The sequence below is a fragment of the Robertmurraya korlensis NBRC 107688 genome, from assembly GCF_001591645.1.
Classification (GTDB): Bacteria; Bacillota; Bacilli; order Bacillales; family Cytobacillaceae; genus Robertmurraya_A.
This window is the reverse complement of sequence record NZ_BCVH01000028.1, coordinates 30,289-48,873: the sequence shown is the minus strand read 5'-3', so window position 1 is coordinate 48,873 and position 18,585 is coordinate 30,289. Positions and strand designations below refer to the sequence as shown.

The following is an 18,585-nucleotide window of genomic DNA, read 5'->3' as shown; positions in this document are numbered from 1 at the left end:
TGATTATATTTACTATTACAACAATGTACGGATGAAAGGAAAATTAAAAGACATGAGTCCGGTTGAATACCGGACTCATGTCCAACAGGTCGCATAGAATATTTGTCTAACTTTTTTGGTTCACATCAATAGTGGCGATTTTTTATTTGGTTGGAATTTTTTTATAAAACCTATTGCAAACTATAAAACTATTATGCTATTATAAAAAACGTCGTCACAATATGTCGAATAAACACACACGGCCCCTTGGTCAAGCGGTTAAGACACCGCCCTTTCACGGCGGTAACACGGGTTCGAATCCCGTAGGGGTCATCACACTATTCCAATCTCTTCTCTAGGTAAGGGGTTGGAATTTTTATAAATACATACATATTTTAGGCTCAGTAGCTCAGTCGGTAGAGCAAAGGACTGAAAATCCTTGTGTCGGCGGTTCGATTCCGTCCTGAGCCATTATGTAAGGGGAGTTTGTCCTATGACAAACTCCCCTTTTTTGTTACATAGATGTAATATTTGAGTAAGTTCCTTCAAAAAAATATGTCGAAAAAAGGTAGAGTAAATTTTCTGAAAAATGAAAGCGTTTCTCTTGAAAAAGCTGTTATATCAATGTTTTACTAAGATGTATATGCAAAAGGTCATCCTATCATTTCGAATAGATTTGTAATTTAATGTCATTAATTATACATTTGTGTTACATATCAGGTGCTAGTAAACTCTTATTAGCTTATTTATGGTAAAGTAAAGAAGTCTTATTAAGTAAAAAATAAAAAGAGTTAAAAGCACTAAAAGTGTTTTGTTGCGCTAGTCTAGGAGGATTAGAGAATGTTTTTTTTCAATAAGAGACTTTCCGAACTAACGATCAACACATCTAACAGTCTAAAACCTGCACTAAAAATGGCAGCTATATCAGCAATTGCATTAGGGACACTGACATTCGGTGTAAGTACTGCATCCGCTAGTAGTTCTAAATTAAGCACAGTATATTATGTATATATGAATAAAGAATATGTTGGTACAGTTTCTGATAAAGAAGTAGTTCAAGATATTTTAGATGAAAAAGTAGAAGAGTTTAAGCAAACATATACTAATTTAGATTTGGCAGTTGAATCACAACTTACATATGTTTCAGAGCAAGTGTTTAATTCTGGTGCTAAAACAAATGACGAAGAAGTTGCAGAAATCATCCAAACTAAAATGGCTGTTCAAGCAAATGCATCAGCATTAGTCATTGACGGAAAGGCAGTAGCTTACTTAAAAAGTGAAGCCGAAGCGGATCAGGTGTTAAATGCATTAAAGCTAAAGTATGTTACACAAGAGCAATTAACGGAGCTTGGAACTCGTAAGGAAACTCCTGAAGTAGTATTACCTCAGCTTAAGGAAAATGAAGTTCGTCTATTAGACGTTTCATTCACAAAAGAAGTTTCACAAAATGTAGAAAAAGTTACTCCAGATAAGATTTTAACTGTGGAGGAAGCAGTTAACTTATTAACTAAGGGTACCTTAGAAGAAAAGAAATACTCTGTTAAAGAGGGAGATGTGCTGGGTGGAATTGCCGGAGCACATGGAATGGAAACTGCACAATTATTATCTATTAATCCTGGAATGACAGAGGATAGTGTGCTCAAGATTGGGCAAGAGTTGAATGTAACCTTCCTACAACCCCTTCTACAAGTAGTAGTTATAAAAGAAGAAGCCAAAAAGGAAACAATCGCATTTGCTAGTCAAGTAATTGAAGATGCATCGATGTATAAAGGTGACACAAAAGTAGAGCAAGAGGGGAAAGAAGGAGCTCGCCAAGTTACATATAAAGTCTCTGAGCAAAATGGAGTTCGTGTAGCACAAGAAGTTGTGAGTGAAAACATCCTTCAAGAACCAGTTTCTTATATATTCAGAAAGGGAACAAAAGTTGTTCCTTCTCGTGGTGATGGATCACTTGCGTGGCCAGCAAATGGTGGTTATATCTCAAGTGAAGTAGGATATAGATGGGGCAGTTATCATAAAGGTATTGATATTGCTCGTCCTAGCAATAGAACCATTAAAGCTGCTGACAATGGAACAGTTGTATCAGCTGGTTATGATGGCGGATATGGCAATAAGGTAATTATTGACCATAATAACGGAATGCGTACGGTATATGCACATTTGGCCTCCATCAGTGTAAATGTTGGTCAAACCGTTTCAAAAGGCTCTGCTATAGGGGTAATGGGTGATACCGGCAACTCAACTGGGATTCATTTGCATTTTGAAGTTTACAAGAATGGTAGCTTACAAAACCCAAGGGATTATTTAAATCGATGATAGATAAAATACCTCTAGTGAAAACTAGAGGTTTTCTATTTTTCAATGTTGTGATAGGTCTTCTAAAAACGTGAATTCATAGGCATATCATGATAAAGTAAGGATTATGAACAGTAAAAATAGTGGAAGATAAAATAAATAAGCGGCTAAATAAAGGAGCTATGAAATGGAAAAACGTATACTTGTTGTCGACGATGAAAAACCAATTGCAGATATCCTTCAATTTAACCTTAAGAAGGAAGGATATGATGTACACTGTGCGTATGATGGTAACGAAGCATTAAAGATGGTGGAAGAAATTATGCCGGACTTAATCTTACTAGATATCATGCTTCCTCAACGAGATGGCATGGAAGTTTGTCGTGAAGTACGTAAAAAATACGAAATGCCTATTATCATGCTAACAGCAAAGGACTCTGAAATTGATAAGGTTCTTGGGCTTGAGCTTGGGGCAGATGACTATGTAACAAAACCATTTAGTACAAGAGAATTAATTGCCCGTGTGAAAGCTAATTTAAGAAGACATCAAACAAATTTAAGTCAACAGGAAGAAGACGAGACCAATGAGATTGAATTAGGCTCATTGACGATTCATCCAGATGCTTATATTGTTTCAAAGCGTGGGGAGATGATTGAGCTTACTCACAGAGAATTTGAACTGCTACATTATTTAGGTCAGCATATCGGACAAGTTATGACGAGAGAACATCTATTACAAACTGTATGGGGCTACGATTATTTTGGTGATGTTCGAACGGTCGATGTAACTGTGAGAAGACTTCGTGAAAAGATTGAAGATAACCCAAGTCACCCTACATGGATTGTTACAAGAAGAGGGGTAGGATACTATTTACGGAATCCTGAACAGGAGTAATATGAAATGAAAAAGGTTGGTTTCTTTCGATCTATTCATCTAAAGTTTGTAATGATTTATGTATTGTTAATCTTAATAGCGATGCAAATCATTGGTGTGTATTTTGTTAGACAGCTCGAAAACACTTTATTACGAAATTTTGAAACCTCTATTGAAGAGAGAGTGAATCTTTTAGCCTATTACTTAGGTGAAGAGCTAGGTAAGGAACGTAACCCAGATAATGAAGGACCAACTCTGGAAGAAGCTGTTAAGAAGATTCTATCTGATTTTAAAACGACAGATATTTCCGAGGTTCGTTTAATTGAAGCAAGTACGCAAAAAATTATTGGCACATCAGACCAATATAATCAAGGAATTGTTGGCCAAAGGACTACTGACACCTTAATTAGGCGAGTAATTGCTACCTCGGCAGATGAAGGCGAAGATGTTACCCAAATTGATCGACAAACAGGAAATCGAATTTGGATATTAGTAACACCCGTTCGTTCCGATGATGATGTAACAGGTGCTATTTACTTGGTAGCAAAGAAAGAAAATGTGTATTCACAAATGAAGACCATCAATAATATTCTTGCCGCAGGGACTGGTATTGCTTTGTTAATTACAGCAATACTTGGAATTTTACTGGCTCAAACGATTACAAGGCCTATTTCTGATATGAGAAAGCAAGCACAAGCAATGGCTAAAGGAAATTTCTCACGAAAGGTAAAAGTATTCGGATATGATGAGATTGGACAGCTGGCCATTACTTTTAATAATCTTACGAAAAAGTTGCAAGAGGCACAAGCAACTACCGAGGGTGAACGTAGAAAGCTATCCTCTGTTCTTTCGTATATGACAGATGGTGTGGTTGCTACCGACAGAAAAGGGCGAGTGATTCTCATCAATGAGCCTGCAGCAAAGCTATTAAGCGTTTCACGTGAAACAATTCTATCTAGTTCTATTGTTTCCTTACTCGGTTTGGAAGAAGATTATTCGTTTGAGGATTTACTTGTGGAAAAAGAGTCACTCATTTTAGACTATAGTACTGCAACTAAGCCACTTATTCTACGTGCGAATTTTTCAGTCATTCAAAAGGAAACAGGATTTGTTAATGGGTTAATAACGGTTCTTCATGATATTACGGAACAAGAGAAGATAGACTTAGAAAGACGAGAGTTTGTAGCTAATGTGTCACATGAATTACGGACACCTTTAACGACCATGAGAAGTTACCTGGAAGCTTTATCTGACGGTGCATGGAAGGACGAAGAAATAGCTCCAAATTTTTTAAGTGTTACGCAAACAGAAACAGAACGTATGATACGACTAGTTAATGATTTACTTCAGCTCTCAAAGATGGATAGCAAAGACTATCGCCTTACAAGGGAATGGTTTAACTTTGTAGATTTCTTCAATCGTATAATCGATCGGTTTGAGATTACTAAGGATGAAAATACTACCTTTGAACGGAATTTATTAGACCATGCTGCCTTTGTTGAGGGAGATGAGGACAAGCTTACACAAGTTCTTGATAATATCATTTCAAATGCCATGAAATATTCGCCACAGGGTGGGAAAATCACTTTTAAAATGGTGGAACAGGAAGATCATATTATAGTAAGTGTAAGTGATCAGGGAATGGGAATTCCAAAAGGAAATCTTCAGCAGATTTTTGAGCGATTTTATCGTGTGGATAAAGCGAGAACAAGAAAGCTTGGTGGAACGGGGCTAGGACTAGCGATTGCAAAAGAAATGGTAGAAGCCCATAAAGGAAAGATATGGGCAGAAAGTGTGGAAGGGAAAGGGACAACTGTCTCATTCACTCTTCCTTATGACCGAAATGAGGAGGATGATTGGGCATGAAGTATGAAACGATAAAATCTATCGTCCTATTAATTCTTGTCATTTTTAGCATTCTTCTAACATATCTGTTGTGGACGTATCAGCCAAATTATGACACTTTGAAAGAAAGTGGAAAAACGGTTGAAGAGGTATCTCTTGGGGAAACAAAGGAATTGAAAAATATTGTTCGCCCGGAAAGGTTATTTTTACATCAAGGAGATAAACATTTTGGAACATTTGACTCCTTTGAAATTGAGCAAATGATGAAAGAATTAAGCTTATGGGGATTCAGTGAATTTGAAGATATATCAGAAATGGTAAGAAATATACCTTCTTTTATTTATGATAAAAATTCCTTAGAAATTATTTTTCCTGATATTGTCCCTTTAAAGGTGTATCGAAGCGCGTTACAATTACCTAGTAATGAAATTCCTAAAAGTAACTTTGATCGAATTGTTATTGATTTAGAGCCGGAAACAAGAGAAGGCGGCGTAGTCTATTTTATTTCCTCCAAAGAGCATAAGGTGCTTCGAGCCCGTGTTTCGGCCTCGTTTATTACTAACTATAAAGAACGCTATTTATCCAACATCAGCGAAAACGAAAAGTATGCATTATTTGAGCCGATAAATAGAGAAAGTTTTCCGATGCTTAGAAAAGAACCAGTGAAAATGGCTTTATATAAGCATATATCTGAGAAGTTGCCCACCGATAAACTCCGAGATGCCTTATTTAGTGATCCTAATTTAGTGTCGAAAAATTATAGTTCCTTTGGTGAAGAGTATACAGATACTACTACGTTGATGAGTGTCAATTATGGAACGAATACGATCCGCTATATTAAGACGGAAACTGATGCTACATCAAAATCTGAAAATCTTCTGGAGAGAAGTATTGAATTCGTAAATAGTCATGGTGGCTGGACGGATAATTATCGGTATGTAGGTATGGATGAGTCGGAACAGTTTATTTTATTTCGATTATATGATTTAAATGGATACCCCATCTTTGGAGATAATGGAGTTTCGGAAATTTTACAAATCTGGAATGCTAGTGAAATTAATAAGTATTATCGAAGTAATTTGGTTTTAGGAAGTAGAGTGGAAGCAACTGAAATTAATCTTCCGTCTGGTATCGCTGTCCTAGAAGAATTAAAAAAAACAGAGGACTTTAACCTTGATTTTCTTCAGGATATTACGATTGGTTATCACATGACTAAGGATACCGGGGATACACAGAATTCACTAATTCATTTAGAACCCTCTTGGTACTATAAGTATAACGATGAATGGAAAAGGGTTTCGAGCAGCGTGAATGGAGGGGAAAAGCATGGATTGGAGTAGAATTAAAACCATCTTTATCCTTTCCTTTTTCGTTTTAAATATATACCTCATGAATGAGTTCTTAAAGATTCGAACCGCAACCAAGTATGAGTATGCCACCAATCCCACTTTAGAAAATCGATTAAAAGCGGATGAAATAACATACAATGAGCTTCCCAAAAATTTCGAAAAGGACAAGTACTTAAGTACTGTTCCGAGAGTCTTCATTGAGGAAGAGGTTGCAAAGCTTTTAGATACAACGCTCAGTGGTCAAACCATTATTATAAGAAATAACCAAACCATTGATTCAAAATTAGGTACACCTTTAAAAGTAAGCAGCAAAGGTCAACCATCAGAATTAGATGCCTTTTTAAAAGGATCAGTGATTAATGGTGATCAGTATCGTTATTGGGGTAGAGATGATAATGAAAATAGTATTATTTATTATCAGCAGTATGAAGAAAAGCTATTTTATAAAAACTTAAGCGGTCAAATAAAGTTCTATTTAAATAGTGATAATGAAGTAGTTTCTTACGAACAAACTTTACTCGATAAAATCGAAGAGCTTACTGAAGATGAAAGAATTATTCAGCCAATTAAGGCTTTAGAAACGCTCTATGAGAATGGGCATCTACCGTACGGAACAAAGATAGAAAAAGTTGAATTTGGTTATTACACCCATGTTCGATTGACTTCATCACAGGTATTAACCCCAGCATGGCGCTTTGTGTTAGACGAAGGGGAGAATTTATTTGTGAATGCTTTTGAAGGACAAGTCATTCAACTAAAGGACGAAGAAAACAATTGGAGTGAATAGTATGTCATTGCATTTTAGTATCCTTGCAAGTGGGAGTACAGGGAATGCGATTTATGTAGAATCGGAAGGTCAGTCCTTTCTAGTAGACGCAGGACTAAGTGGGAAGCAAATGGAAGCTTTATTTCAAAAAATTGATCGGGATATAAGCAAACTTTCAGGGCTTTTTGTCACTCATGAGCATAGTGATCATATTAAAGGGATCGGAATTTTAGCAAGAAAGTACAAGTTGCCTGTTTACGCGAATGAAAAAACATGGGCAGCCATGAATCACTTGGTTGGAGAAATACCCGTAGAGCAGAAATTCACTTTTGATATGGAAACAGTCAAAAGCTTCGGTGGAGTGGACATTGAATCTTTTGGGGTATCTCACGATGCAGCTGAGCCAATGTTTTATGTGTTTCACCAAAATGGCAAGAAGCTTGTTCTGATTACGGACACAGGATATGTAAGTGATCGCATGAAGGGGATCATTCAAAATGCAGATGTGTTTGTTTTTGAAAGCAATCATGATGTACAAATGCTTCGAATGGGGAGATATCCATGGAGTATTAAGCGTCGTATTTTGAGTGACGTGGGCCATGTATCCAATGAAGATGCAGCCATTGCAATGAGTGAAGTAGCCGGTGACAATACAAAGCGTATTTATCTAGCACATTTAAGTCAGGATAATAATATGAAAGATCTAGCTAAAATGGCAGTCGAGCAAACACTTCAAAGCAAGGGCATTATCATTGGAGAGCAGTTCGAATTGTACGATACTGATCCGAAAGTACCAACTGTATTAACTGCAGTCTAAATCTAAAAGAGGTGATTCCGACTTTTCGGATCACCTTTTTGGTTTATTCTCTGGCAAGAAGGGATTATATTATATATAGGAACAAAATTACATAGATCATGATTGTTTGAAAGGATTGGTGAATCGTGGGTTATTATGATCAAGACTACGAAACCCGGTACAGAAAACAAAAGGGAAACCGAGGAGGATATTTTTTAGCAAGCTTAGTTGGGGCCATTCTGGGTGTTTTTTTAATCATAGTTGCTTTACCTCGAATCGGCTTTAACGTTCTTCCTTACTCAACAGAAACGGACTCTAGTGTTGAAGATAATACGGGTCCAGTCAGAACAGAAAATGTTAGCTTAAACGTAGTCACAGATATAACAAAGGCAGTAGAGAAAGCTGGAGATGCTGTAGTAGGGATTACAAACCTCCAAACAACAAGCTTCTGGTCAGAATCAAGTAGCCAAGAAGCGGGCTCAGGATCAGGTGTTATTTACAAAAAAGCGGATGGGAAAGCCTATGTCGTTACTAATCACCACGTAATAGAAGGGGCAAATTCACTAGAGGTTACTTTAACCGATGGAACAAAGCTTGAAGCCAAGCTTAGAGGAAGTGATGTTTGGACGGATCTTGCTGTTCTTGAGGTGGATGGAAGCAAAATTGAAACGGTTGCTGAATTTGGTGATTCGGATGCTTTAAAAATTGGTGAGCCTGTAATTGCCATCGGGAATCCACTTGGAGCAACTTTTTCTGGCTCCGTTACACAAGGAATTGTTTCAGGATTAGAGCGTGCCATTCCCGTTGATATTAATCAAGATGGTGCAATTGACTGGCAGGCTGAGGTTCTTCAAACAGATGCTGCCATTAATCCTGGGAATAGTGGTGGGGCGTTAATTAATATCAGTGGGCAAGTGATCGGAATTAACTCTATGAAAATTGCTCAGAGTTCCGTAGAAGGCATCGGTCTCTCTATTCCCATAAAGTCAGCTGAACCAATCATTAGTGACCTAGAGGAATTTGGTGAAGTAAAGCGTCCTTACATGGGAATTCAACTTCAGTCTGTAAATGAAGTATCAGCCTATCATCAAAAGGAAACACTTAAGCTTCCGGAAGATGTTACATCAGGTGTTGTGATTATGACGGTGGATCCAAACTCACCTGCAGAACAAGCAGGATTAGAAGATTTGGACGTGATTGTTGAAATGGATGGCGACCCCATTAATGATGTAATTGATTTAAGAAAGCATCTATATAATAAAAAGAAAGTCGGCGACCAGTTAAAAATAAAATTCTACCGTGCTGGAAAGATTCAAGAAACAACGATAAAGCTTGGAGGAAATACATTATAATAAAGTGAGGAATGCGGGCTTATTGTTCGCATTCTTTTTTTGTGGATAGAAATTTCACTATAGTTTTGGTAGGATTGGTAAGGGAATGTGGATAAGTTTTTGGACAAACTACATAGAGGATATCCACATGGTTTTTTGTTGAAGTTTGGTGAATTTTGAGGAGGGAAATAATTTGATTTACTGCTGTGAGGAACATGTAGATCTTGCTATAGATACGATCGTAGATGAGTTTGCGACCTTTCCAACCTTATTAAAAGTCGAGGGAAATGAGTTATCAACAACCTGTGAATATTGTCGAAATGATGCTATATATATGGTAGGGAACAAATGATCCTATACAATATGTGGACGAAAATTGTGGACATGTGGATAACTTCTGTGGATATCTTGTTCGTAAAGTGAGGATGAAGTGTGAATATCTCATTATTAACAATTGGTAAACTTAAAGAAAAGTATTTAAAGCAAGGCATTGATGAGTATTTGAAAAGACTAACGGCCTATGCAAAGGTTGAAGTGATTGAGCTCCCAGACGAAAAGGCTCCAGAGCAATTAAGTGATATAGAAATGGAACAGGTAAAGAATAAAGAAGGGGAGCGGCTCTTAGCCAAGATTTCTCCAGATACCTATGTCATTGCCTTAGCCATTGAAGGAAAGCAACGATCATCAGAAGAGCTTGCAGAGATGATTGATAAATTAGCTACATACGGAAAAAGTAAAATTGCCTTTGTCATTGGAGGTTCCCTAGGCTTAAGTAAGGATGTGTTAAATCGAGCAGATGAGAAGTTATCATTTTCTAAAATGACATTTCCTCATCAATTAATGAGGTTGATTCTCCTTGAGCAGGTGTATCGTGCTTATCGAATCAATCGGAATGAACCGTATCATAAGTAGATAAGTTTTAAGCCGAGTAAATGTAAGTAGTCCAATCAAAAAATAACGTAACAATTAACATAACAGGAAAACAATTTTCGTTTTCCTGTTTTCATTGTTATTAATCTAAATTTTCTTTCGGTTTGTCAGTATGCTTTCTGTTCTTAACCTCAGTAAATATATTATCTGTCATACTAGTTGGTGTTTTAGTAGTGGTTTCATTCGGGGCACTGTATTGATTTGATTCAATCAGCGATTTTAGCATCTGAATATCCTCTTTAGTAGCATATTGTTTATCAGGCTTTAACATATAACCTAACTGACCGTTCGATTCTATTGTTGCCCATTGTAAATCAGAGAAATTCTGGATGTTTTGTTGTCTCATTCGTACTTCAAGCATATCAACCGTTAGCCGCAACTTTTTTAAATTAACTTCATTAATCTGGCCGTTTTCAACTACTGTTAGTGATTTTCCATAAATAAAGGTTTCAAGCTTATTCGATTTCAAAACGAGATACTCAATAAATAAAAGTGTAATTACCATTAAAAAGGTAATCACCATGGTAATCCAGATGTTCCTATCGCCAACAGGTTGAATAATTAATGATCCAACAGCTATCATCATAACGGTCTGAGCAACTGTAAGCTGTGAGATTGATTTTCTTCCCGCTAACCGCAAAATTAGGACTCCACCTACGACGACGACAACAGCTTTCCATATAAAATTAAAATCCATAAGCAACCCCCTTTCTGAGCAATCATTTTGTTGTGTTTTTTTTCTTTTTTTCTACAGTTTCTATCGTTTCTCCTGGGGGTAAATGATATAACCTGCTCTTAGGTTCATATACTTCTTGAGAGGGCCATAGTCCATGATGTCCTGAAAATAGATAGCTAACTAAACAGGCAACAAAAAAGTACTCTAATCCTTCTCCATCAAACATCTCCATTGCCAGCAGGAAAGCAGAAATAGGTGTATTCGCACCACCGCAAAAAACAGCGATTAATCCTAACGCAGCAAGAAATGACAAAGGCAAATCGATGAATGTGTGTAACGAATTACCTAAAGTTGCTCCGATGAAAAATAAAGGGATGGCCTCCCCACCAACAAAGCCGGAACCCAGAGTTACTGCCGTAAATACCAGTTTGGCCAGGAAGGCAAAGGGTGGAACATCCTCCTTAAATGAATGTTCTAGCATCTCTAATCCACGTCCATTGTAATCCTGTGGGCCAACAATGAAGGTTAAAGCGACAATAATGATGCCCCCAAAAAAGGCTCTTTTTATATGGTTTTTATTGAAAATTTTCTCAGAAAACTTTTGTATTCCATGTCTCATTTGGCAGTATAAAACGCTTATTAGGCTGAAAATAACAGATACCAAAATAACTTTTAAAAACGTAATTATAGAAATTTCCGGTAAACTCTTTACAATAAATTCTTCATGATGATGTCCCCAAGCAGCTGTTGTTACATAGTGACCAACAAAACTAGATACAAGACAAGGAACTAGTGCTTCCATTTTCAACTTTCCTAAAGAAACCATTTCTATCCCAAAAACCGCACCTGTAATGGGAGCCCCAAAAGCAGCACCAAAACCAGCACTTATCCCGCTCATCATTAATATTTTTGTGTCAATTTTATTAACTTTAAAGAACTTGTTGACTGCAGTAGCTACACTGCCTCCCATTTGGACAGCTGCACCTTCTCTACCCGTAGAACCCCCAAAAAGAACGGTAATAAACGTTCCTAAATAGACGATTAGTCCCATTCTTCTTGGTACCTCTTTTTTTCCATGAACAGATTCTATCACCAGATTATTTGATTTACTAATATCATTCAAAGTATTATTTGAAAATACCTTTCCGTAGTTCATATATATGTATCCTATAATAATTCCTCCAAAGGGGAGAAAGAAAATAAGCCAATCTCTTTTTGCCCGTATATCATCTCCAAGATAGTCGTTAGTTTCTAATAGGAAAGTCGTTGTCGATCCAACAATTAAACCAATTATACTTCCAAAGAAAATCCATTGACCGAGAACTGAAAAAAAGTTTTTATACTTAACCGACATCTACTAAAAGACCTCCTTTCTTGCCTTCAGGTATATCGATTCTATTTTTGCCCATTGTATTAAAATTATTAAAATAAGATAGGAATAGCTAATTTTCAAGAAGGCATAGGTCTATAAAAAAAAGAGTAATCAATATTTAATTGATCACTCTTTGTTTGTTTGAATATAGGTAGTTTTCTATTACAAGCCAAATCTCTTGAGAGAGAAAAGGGAAAGGTCAAAATTACTTTTGCCCTCTAGAGCAAGTTGGCTTAGAACTTCTCCCATTACACTACCAAATTTAAACCCATGCCCGGAAAAACCACAGGCAATAATAATCTGTTCATGTTCAGGGTGAAAATCAATGATAAAATGATTGTCACTTGATATAGTATATAAACAAGTTTTACCCTGATTTAGTACTCCATTTGCTTTAGGGAGATAGGTGTTAAGGAAGAACCTAAGATCTGCTTCATCTGTCTCATCATGCCCAAAATTTTGTTTAAGGTGGTCAGGATCAATTTCTTGTCCACCATCTGACCTTCCAATTTTTAAACCTTTGCCATCGATGTTAGGGAAACCATAAAACATATTATCCCCGTCTTCTACATAATAGGATGGAAAATTAGCAGCATCATAAAGGTCCTCAGGTGCTTCAAACCAACCAACTACTTTTCGGGTTGGCTGAATAGGAAGGTTAATTGTAGGAAGTAGCTTGGCTGCCCATGCACCGGCAGTGACAATCACCTTTTTCGCATGGAAAACCTTGTTTTCGGTTATGATTCTTACACAATCCTTGTCATCCACATCAATTTTCTGAACAGGCGTATTAGTAACAAGCTTTACACCATTTTTTATAGCCATTTCTTTATAGGCCTGTATCGCATTTTCACTATAAAGTAATCCTGATTCTGATTCAAAGCATCCAATAAAATCGTCCGGTACAGAAAAACCTGGCCATTTTTGTTTTACTTCATTGCCGTTTAGCACCTCTAATGGCAACTTATATTTTTTAGCAGCAGCAATTGTTTCCTTAAGAAAGACAGAGTCTTTTGGACCGAGTCCAAGGACACCTGTTTTCTCAAAAATTTTATAACCGGTTTGCTGTTGCAATTCCTCCCATAATTGTTGGGCTCGTTTTGCTAGTGTTACGTACTGTCTACCTTCACCATAGGCATGCCGAATCATACGAGTATCTCCATGATGGCTCCCATGATTATGAGGAGGATCAAAGGCGTCAATAAGTAAAGTCGTTACTTTTTGTTGAGCTAAAAATGCACCAGCAGCCATTCCCATCGTGCCAGCACCAATGATTGCTACGTCAAATGAGTGTTCATTGTTCAAGACCATTATCTCCAATCTATGTTTTCTACTAAAAAATGCTATTAATCAAGAATACTATCATTCCTATCAAAATTAATACAAATAAAATATAAAATTTGGCAATAGTGGAAAAATTGTTTGACAACATCCTTCAATTTTCATAATATCAGTATATATAAAAAATTGAATAACTTATCACGAGAGACTGAGGGACAGGCCCAATGACGTCCAGCAACCATCATTATAATGAAAGGTGCTAATTCCTGCAGAGTGTTTCATTCTGAGAGATAAGGTTTAGATAAAAGCCTCTTTCTGATTGAAGGGGGCTTTTTTATATACATAAATAGAATTTAAGCAGGGGAGCCAAAAAAATGAAAAGAAGATCTCGTTTACTAACACCAGTGATAGCGCTAATAGGATTGGCGGGAATATTAAGTGGTTGTTCTTCCAAAGAAGCAGCAGATGTAACAAAGGATGAAGTAATTTTGGTGGGGACACAAAATGATTATCCCCCTTTCGCCTTTGCGGATGAGAACAATGAACTGACAGGGTATGATATTGAAGTTGTGAAAGAAATCGATAAAAAACTAGATGGGTATACATTTGAGTTTGTTGCCACCCCTTGGGATAGTATGTTTCTTGCACTAGAATCAAATAAAATTCAGGCAGTTGCAGACCAAGTAGCAAAAACTCCAGAACGTGAAGAGAAATATCTATTTACAGATGAATCTTATTTTGCAGCGGAAACAGTGATTGTCGTAAAATCAGGTCGAACAGACATTAGTACACTAGAAGACTTAGAGGGTAAAAAAGTTGGCGCTTTAGCTGGTGATTCTTACACATTATTGCTGGAAGAACATAATAAAAAGGTAGATAACGATATTATTTTAAAATACAGCGAGAGTGGAACCCCTTCGGAAATTTTACAGGATGTACAAAATGGACGTATTGATGCCTATGTAAATGATCCTATTATGATTCAATCGGTTATGGAAAAATATGATTTAGATATAGAAGTTGTAGGACAACCGATCGTAAATGATAACATGGGAATCGTACTTAAAGACGCAGAGCAGGGTGAAAAGTTAAAGGCGCTAATCGATCCAATTTTAAAAGAACTAAAGGAAGATGGCACCTTAGCTAAACTTTCAAAAAAATGGACAGGCGGAGAGTATATCCCTGAATAAGGTTAGAGAAGGGGAAACATAATGGATAATTTATTAGATATCAGTTTTTTAATAGAAAGTTTTCCTATTATAGTTGCAAGGTTACCTATTACAGTTGGGATTGCTGTAGGATCAATGATTTTGAGCTTATTCATTGGGCTGGCTACAGCACTTATAAAAATCTATCAAGTTCCAGTATTAAAGACAATTTCTTCTTTTTATGTATCCTTTATTAGAGGCACACCACTATTGGTTCAGATTTACCTCGTATTCTATGGAATACCAAAAGTAATCTATTATTTACAAACCGAATATGGTTGGCTATTAAATATTGATGTAAATATTATTGCTCCTGAAATATATGCATTATTAGCCTTTTCAATTAATTTGGGAGCTTATTTGTCAGAAACCATACGATCAGCGATTGAGTCTGTTGATCGAGGTCAGTTTGAAGCAGCTAAAGCTATAGGAATGAGCCCAACACAAATGATGCTTAAGATTATTTTTCCACAGGCGTTAGCGGTAGCAATTCCAAACTTAGGCAATATGTTTATTAGCACAATTAAGGACACTTCACTTGTATTTATTATTGGTGTTATTGATATTATGGGACAAGCAAAAATCCTCGGTTCGCGTGGGCTAGCCTTTTTTGAAGTATATATTGCTGTATCGATTGTCTATTGGATTCTTTGTATTATAGTTGAGAGGCTCCTTGTAAAAATAGAGAAGCGTGCCCGGAGATATGAAAGAGGGGTTGCTTGATGATTAAACTAGAGAATATCCATAAATATTACGATCACCAACATGTATTAAAAGGAATTAATCTATCGGTTAATAAAGGAGAAGTTGTATCTATTTTAGGACCCAGTGGTTCAGGAAAATCAACCTTATTGCGATGTATTAATTTCTTAGAGGATCCTTCTAGTGGTACGGTGGAGATTAGCGGAAAAAAAGTAGATGTTGAGTCAGCAAGTAAGACAGATATTCTTTCTTTAAGAACATCTACTGGAATGGTATTTCAGCAGTATAATTTATTTAAAAATTTAACTGTGTTACAAAATGTGATGATTGGTTTAACTAGTGTGAAGCAATTGAACCCTGTTGACGCAAAAAAGGAGAGCATAGATATTCTTGAAAGGGTTGGATTGCAAGATAGACTAAATCATTATCCAGCTCAGCTTTCAGGTGGACAACAACAAAGGGTGGGAATCGCTCGAGCATTAGCACTTAAACCAGAAGTCTTGTTATTTGATGAACCTACTTCTTCTCTTGATCCTGAGCTAGTTGATGAAGTTCTGGCCGTAATAAAAAATGTAGCAAGCGAAGGAAATACCATGTTAATTGTTACACATGAGCTTAATTTTGCACGTGAGATTTCTGACCGCGTTGTCTTTATGGAATCAGGAATTATTCTTGAAGAGGGAACGGCAGAACAGATTTTCACCAATCCTCGAATAGAAAGAACAAAGAAATTTTTAAGTAAGGCAATAAGATAGTAAATTCTAGTAGTAAGAAAATTTAAATAATACTGCAATTTATGGTTGAAGACTGATTAAGAAGTTGTTAGAATAAGATAAATGAAAAGGCTATGTGTAACTGGCGAAACACGGATAACCGTGAGGGAGCACATAGTGTCGTAGCCGTTCGCCTGGGCAGAGGTAAGGGGATTACCCTTACCTCTTTTTGTTCAAATTTATAATAAAAGAGGAGAAACAATATGAGCCCAATTACATTAGACAAAGTGAATCAAATTAAAACATTAAATAATATTGCAGAAAGCGGGTTAAAAGTATTTCGTAAAGAAAACTTTGCAGTCGACAATGACTGTGAAAATCCTGATGCGATTATTGTTCGAAGCTTCAATATGCATTCATTGGATTTCGGTAGTAATTTAAAAGCAATTGCTAGAGCCGGAGCAGGTGTAAATAATATCCCTGTCGACAAATGCACAGAGCAAGGCATTGTTGTTTTTAATACTCCAGGAGCAAATGCGAATGCTGTAAAAGAAATGGTTTTAACTACAATAATGGCGTCATCAAGAAACCTGTTTGCTGGTGTGTCTTGGACAAAGACCTTAGTAGGTGAAGGAGAACAAGTTCCAAAGCTTGTAGAAGCAGGGAAAAAGCAATTTGTAGGAAAAGAAATCAAGGGTAAAACTCTAGGTGTAATTGGATTAGGAGCAATCGGTGCACTTGTGGCGAATGATGCCATCGCTTTAGACATGGATGTAATTGGTTTCGACCCATTTATTTCTGTTGATACAGCATGGAATTTATCACGTACGGTTCAACGTGCTTTAACCATTGAAGAATTATTTGCAAACGCTGATTATATTACGGTACACACACCATTAACGGATGATACAAAGGGAATGTTTAATCAAGCCACATTTAGCATTATGAAACCGGGTGTTCATATTCTTAACTTCTCACGTGGAGAACTTGTGAACGAAATTGATTTGGCGGTTGCGCTTGAAGAAGGAATCGTGGGTCAATATATTACAGATTTCCCAAATGAAAATGTATTAAAAATGGAAAACACTATATGTGTTCCACACCTTGGTGCATCAACAGCAGAATCTGAAGAAAATTGTGCGATTATGGCAGGGCGCCAAATAAAAGATTTCCTTGAGACAGGAAATATTAAAAACTCAGTGAATTTCCCGAATGCTTCTCTACCATATTCAGGTAAACAACGTGTAGCAGCTTTCCACAAAAATGTTCCTGGGATGGTTGGAAAGATTACCTCAGCTCTTTCAAGCTATGAATTAAACATTGCAGATATGGTGAACAGAAGTAGAGGAGAATATGCCTATACAATGATCGATATTGATAATAATGTAGCGAGCGATATTATTCCACAGTTAGAGGAAAAGATTGGATTAATTGAAGGCATTGTTACTGTACGTATCATTTAAATAACAAAAGCGGCCTAGATGGCCGCTTTTGTTTGTAAGTAGTAAAAATGTAAAAAGGTAATTAAAAATGAAGATCCCTAAAAGAGGTATCAGCAATCTTTTCTACTTCAAAGTTTCCATTATAGTATTTAATGACAGATACACTACAATTATCATGATGTGGATATTCTTTCATTTTTGTTAACTGCATCAAATAGTTACCAATGGTTACACCATGAGAGAAAATAAGTATATTCCCACCTTCATGTTTATGCTTCTCAACGATTTCCTGGATGACTGATGTAGTACGTGTATAAAGCTGGGAATAGCTTTCTCCTTCTGGTGCTGACATATGTAAGTCAGTAAGTGCAAATAATTTCTTAAGAATATCTCCATACCGATCAGAGATTTCTGATTCTAATAAGGATTCAAGAGCACCGAAATTCATTTCTTTTAGTCGAGGGTCTGTAGTGATAGGAATATTCAGATGTCCAATGGCATGGTTAGCGGTATCAATCACTCTTTGACTTTCACTAGAGTAAATGGCTTTGAATTCAATACCTGATAATCCCTTTCCAACAGACTTTGCCTGGGAAATGCCTCTATCTGTAAGAGGGGAGTCACAGAATCCTTGCATTCTTCCCTCTACATTATATTGAGTCTCCCCATGTCGGACAAAATAAAGCTTTACTTCTTTCTCTAATGACAAGCTCAAGCACCTACTTTGTTTGTAATTATTTTATTGTTAACAAGAATTTTACCATATATGAAGAAAGTGTGGTAATTAGTCCAACATACAATTTATCGTGTATCTTGGTTTATATCGTACTATATGGAAGCATATCTATGGACGTTTTGTTTGAAAGCGCTATAAAAGGTTTTTATCATAAGAAATCCTTATATATCACTATATTTGCAATTTTACTGAACTTTAGAGCTATAGTAAAATACAGTTATAGCAGAAAAAAAGGTTGTCCTCCTATTATCCCTATGTTTCCCTCGTTTTAAAAAGTCACATGATCTTAC

The 18,585-nt window shown here is 36.5% G+C and carries 18 protein-coding genes, 2 tRNA genes and 2 riboswitches; of the genes, 16 read left to right on the top strand and 4 right to left on the bottom strand.

Annotated features, from left to right (window positions below):
• From BKO01S_RS24090 to rlmH, 12 genes are all read left to right on the top strand, one after another.
• On the top strand, positions 1 to 97 hold a 97-nt coding region (locus BKO01S_RS24090), incomplete at its 5' end, for an IS3 family transposase (RefSeq protein ID WP_157077432.1).
• Between the two features lie 143 nt (positions 98 to 240).
• Positions 241 to 312, top strand: a tRNA-Glu gene (locus BKO01S_RS21700).
• 65 nt (positions 313 to 377) lie between these two features.
• Positions 378 to 450 (top strand) — tRNA-Phe (locus tag BKO01S_RS21695).
• A 369-nt stretch (positions 451 to 819) separates the two neighbouring features.
• Positions 820 to 2,295, top strand: a complete 1,476-nt coding sequence (locus BKO01S_RS21690; RefSeq protein ID WP_066059580.1) for a peptidoglycan DD-metalloendopeptidase family protein — start codon at positions 820 to 822, stop codon at positions 2,293 to 2,295.
• Between the two features lie 166 nt (positions 2,296 to 2,461).
• On the top strand, positions 2,462 to 3,169 hold the full coding sequence (gene yycF / locus BKO01S_RS21685; RefSeq protein ID WP_066059577.1) for a response regulator YycF: 708 nt from the start codon (positions 2,462 to 2,464) through the stop codon (positions 3,167 to 3,169).
• A 6-nt stretch (positions 3,170 to 3,175) separates the two neighbouring features.
• Positions 3,176 to 5,014, top strand: a complete 1,839-nt coding sequence (gene walK, locus BKO01S_RS21680) for a cell wall metabolism sensor histidine kinase WalK (RefSeq protein WP_066059574.1) — start codon at positions 3,176 to 3,178, stop codon at positions 5,012 to 5,014.
• Complete coding sequence (locus tag BKO01S_RS21675; protein ID WP_066059571.1) at positions 5,011 to 6,333, top strand: YycH family regulatory protein; 1,323 nt, start codon at positions 5,011 to 5,013, stop codon at positions 6,331 to 6,333. Before walK ends, BKO01S_RS21675 begins: the two co-directional genes overlap by 4 nt.
• Positions 6,320 to 7,129 carry a two-component system regulatory protein YycI gene (locus BKO01S_RS21670; protein WP_066059568.1) on the top strand — a complete coding sequence of 270 codons (810 nt, stop codon included), beginning with the start codon at positions 6,320 to 6,322 and terminating at the stop codon, positions 7,127 to 7,129. Before BKO01S_RS21675 ends, BKO01S_RS21670 begins: the two co-directional genes overlap by 14 nt.
• A 1-nt stretch (position 7,130) precedes the next feature.
• Positions 7,131 to 7,925 (top strand): MBL fold metallo-hydrolase, encoded by a 795-nt coding sequence (locus BKO01S_RS21665; RefSeq protein WP_066059565.1) that lies wholly within the window; start codon positions 7,131 to 7,133, stop codon positions 7,923 to 7,925.
• Between the two features lie 125 nt (positions 7,926 to 8,050).
• Complete coding sequence (locus tag BKO01S_RS21660) at positions 8,051 to 9,256, top strand: S1C family serine protease (RefSeq protein ID WP_066059562.1); 1,206 nt, start codon at positions 8,051 to 8,053, stop codon at positions 9,254 to 9,256.
• Between the two features lie 172 nt (positions 9,257 to 9,428).
• The gene (locus BKO01S_RS24085) at positions 9,429 to 9,587 is read left to right on the top strand and encodes a CxxH/CxxC protein (RefSeq protein WP_084362178.1); all 159 of its coding nucleotides are present in this window, start codon (positions 9,429 to 9,431) and stop codon (positions 9,585 to 9,587) included.
• 80 nt (positions 9,588 to 9,667) lie between these two features.
• Positions 9,668 to 10,147 carry a 23S rRNA (pseudouridine(1915)-N(3))-methyltransferase RlmH gene (rlmH, locus tag BKO01S_RS21655; RefSeq protein WP_066059556.1) on the top strand — a complete coding sequence of 160 codons (480 nt, stop codon included), beginning with the start codon at positions 9,668 to 9,670 and terminating at the stop codon, positions 10,145 to 10,147.
• Between the two features lie 100 nt (positions 10,148 to 10,247).
• On the opposite strand, the gene BKO01S_RS21650 is transcribed toward rlmH, so the two are convergent.
• From BKO01S_RS21650 to solA, 3 genes are all read right to left on the bottom strand, one after another.
• Positions 10,248 to 10,862, bottom strand: a complete 615-nt coding sequence (locus BKO01S_RS21650) for a DUF421 domain-containing protein (protein ID WP_066059553.1) — start codon at positions 10,860 to 10,862, stop codon at positions 10,248 to 10,250.
• A 22-nt stretch (positions 10,863 to 10,884) separates the two neighbouring features.
• Positions 10,885 to 12,195 (bottom strand): voltage-gated chloride channel family protein, encoded by a 1,311-nt coding sequence (locus BKO01S_RS21645; RefSeq protein WP_066059550.1) that lies wholly within the window; start codon positions 12,193 to 12,195, stop codon positions 10,885 to 10,887.
• A gap of 180 nt (positions 12,196 to 12,375) precedes the next feature.
• The gene (gene solA / locus BKO01S_RS21640; protein ID WP_269748566.1) at positions 12,376 to 13,518 is read right to left on the bottom strand and encodes an N-methyl-L-tryptophan oxidase; all 1,143 of its coding nucleotides are present in this window, start codon (positions 13,516 to 13,518) and stop codon (positions 12,376 to 12,378) included.
• Between the two features lie 168 nt (positions 13,519 to 13,686).
• A riboswitch (SAM riboswitch) is annotated at positions 13,687 to 13,791 on the top strand.
• 77 nt (positions 13,792 to 13,868) lie between these two features.
• On the opposite strand from solA, the gene BKO01S_RS21635 reads away from it, so the two are divergent.
• The 4 genes from BKO01S_RS21635 to BKO01S_RS21620 all read left to right on the top strand — a co-directional run bounded on the left by BKO01S_RS21635 (position 13,869) and on the right by BKO01S_RS21620 (position 17,580).
• Positions 13,869 to 14,684, top strand: coding sequence for a transporter substrate-binding domain-containing protein (locus tag BKO01S_RS21635; RefSeq protein WP_066059544.1), 816 nt, complete (start codon positions 13,869 to 13,871; stop codon positions 14,682 to 14,684).
• A gap of 21 nt (positions 14,685 to 14,705) precedes the next feature.
• On the top strand, positions 14,706 to 15,425 hold the full coding sequence (locus BKO01S_RS21630; protein ID WP_066059541.1) for an amino acid ABC transporter permease: 720 nt from the start codon (positions 14,706 to 14,708) through the stop codon (positions 15,423 to 15,425).
• Positions 15,425 to 16,159 (top strand): amino acid ABC transporter ATP-binding protein, encoded by a 735-nt coding sequence (locus BKO01S_RS21625; RefSeq protein ID WP_066059537.1) that lies wholly within the window; start codon positions 15,425 to 15,427, stop codon positions 16,157 to 16,159. Before BKO01S_RS21630 ends, BKO01S_RS21625 begins: the two co-directional genes overlap by 1 nt.
• Positions 16,160 to 16,245: 86 nt before the next feature.
• Positions 16,246 to 16,324: riboswitch (ZMP/ZTP riboswitch) on the top strand.
• A gap of 56 nt (positions 16,325 to 16,380) precedes the next feature.
• Positions 16,381 to 17,580: a phosphoglycerate dehydrogenase gene (locus tag BKO01S_RS21620; protein ID WP_066059534.1), complete on the top strand. Its 1,200-nt coding sequence runs from the start codon at positions 16,381 to 16,383 to the stop codon at positions 17,578 to 17,580.
• Between the two features lie 61 nt (positions 17,581 to 17,641).
• On the opposite strand, the gene BKO01S_RS21615 is transcribed toward BKO01S_RS21620, so the two are convergent.
• On the bottom strand, positions 17,642 to 18,268 hold the full coding sequence (locus BKO01S_RS21615) for a histidine phosphatase family protein (protein WP_066059531.1): 627 nt from the start codon (positions 18,266 to 18,268) through the stop codon (positions 17,642 to 17,644).
• Positions 18,269 to 18,585 lie beyond the last annotated feature (317 nt).

What these genes read in the sequence shown, in the direction of transcription:
- BKO01S_RS21690 (WP_066059580.1), top strand. Translation starts at nt 820, where the DNA reads ATGTTTTTTTTCAATAAGAGACTTTCCGAACTAACGATCAACACATCT.
- yycF (WP_066059577.1), top strand. Translation starts at nt 2,462, where the DNA reads ATGGAAAAACGTATACTTGTTGTCGACGATGAAAAACCAATTGCAGAT.
- walK (WP_066059574.1), top strand. Translation starts at nt 3,176, where the DNA reads ATGAAAAAGGTTGGTTTCTTTCGATCTATTCATCTAAAGTTTGTAATG.
- BKO01S_RS21675 (WP_066059571.1), top strand. Translation starts at nt 5,011, where the DNA reads ATGAAGTATGAAACGATAAAATCTATCGTCCTATTAATTCTTGTCATT.
- BKO01S_RS21670 (WP_066059568.1), top strand. Translation starts at nt 6,320, where the DNA reads ATGGATTGGAGTAGAATTAAAACCATCTTTATCCTTTCCTTTTTCGTT.
- BKO01S_RS21665 (WP_066059565.1), top strand. Translation starts at nt 7,131, where the DNA reads ATGTCATTGCATTTTAGTATCCTTGCAAGTGGGAGTACAGGGAATGCG.
- BKO01S_RS21650 (WP_066059553.1), bottom strand. Translation starts at nt 10,862, where the DNA reads ATGGATTTTAATTTTATATGGAAAGCTGTTGTCGTCGTCGTAGGTGGA.
- BKO01S_RS21645 (WP_066059550.1), bottom strand. Translation starts at nt 12,195, where the DNA reads ATGTCGGTTAAGTATAAAAACTTTTTTTCAGTTCTCGGTCAATGGATT.
- BKO01S_RS21635 (WP_066059544.1), top strand. Translation starts at nt 13,869, where the DNA reads ATGAAAAGAAGATCTCGTTTACTAACACCAGTGATAGCGCTAATAGGA.
- BKO01S_RS21630 (WP_066059541.1), top strand. Translation starts at nt 14,706, where the DNA reads ATGGATAATTTATTAGATATCAGTTTTTTAATAGAAAGTTTTCCTATT.
- BKO01S_RS21625 (WP_066059537.1), top strand. Translation starts at nt 15,425, where the DNA reads ATGATTAAACTAGAGAATATCCATAAATATTACGATCACCAACATGTA.
- BKO01S_RS21620 (WP_066059534.1), top strand. Translation starts at nt 16,381, where the DNA reads ATGAGCCCAATTACATTAGACAAAGTGAATCAAATTAAAACATTAAAT.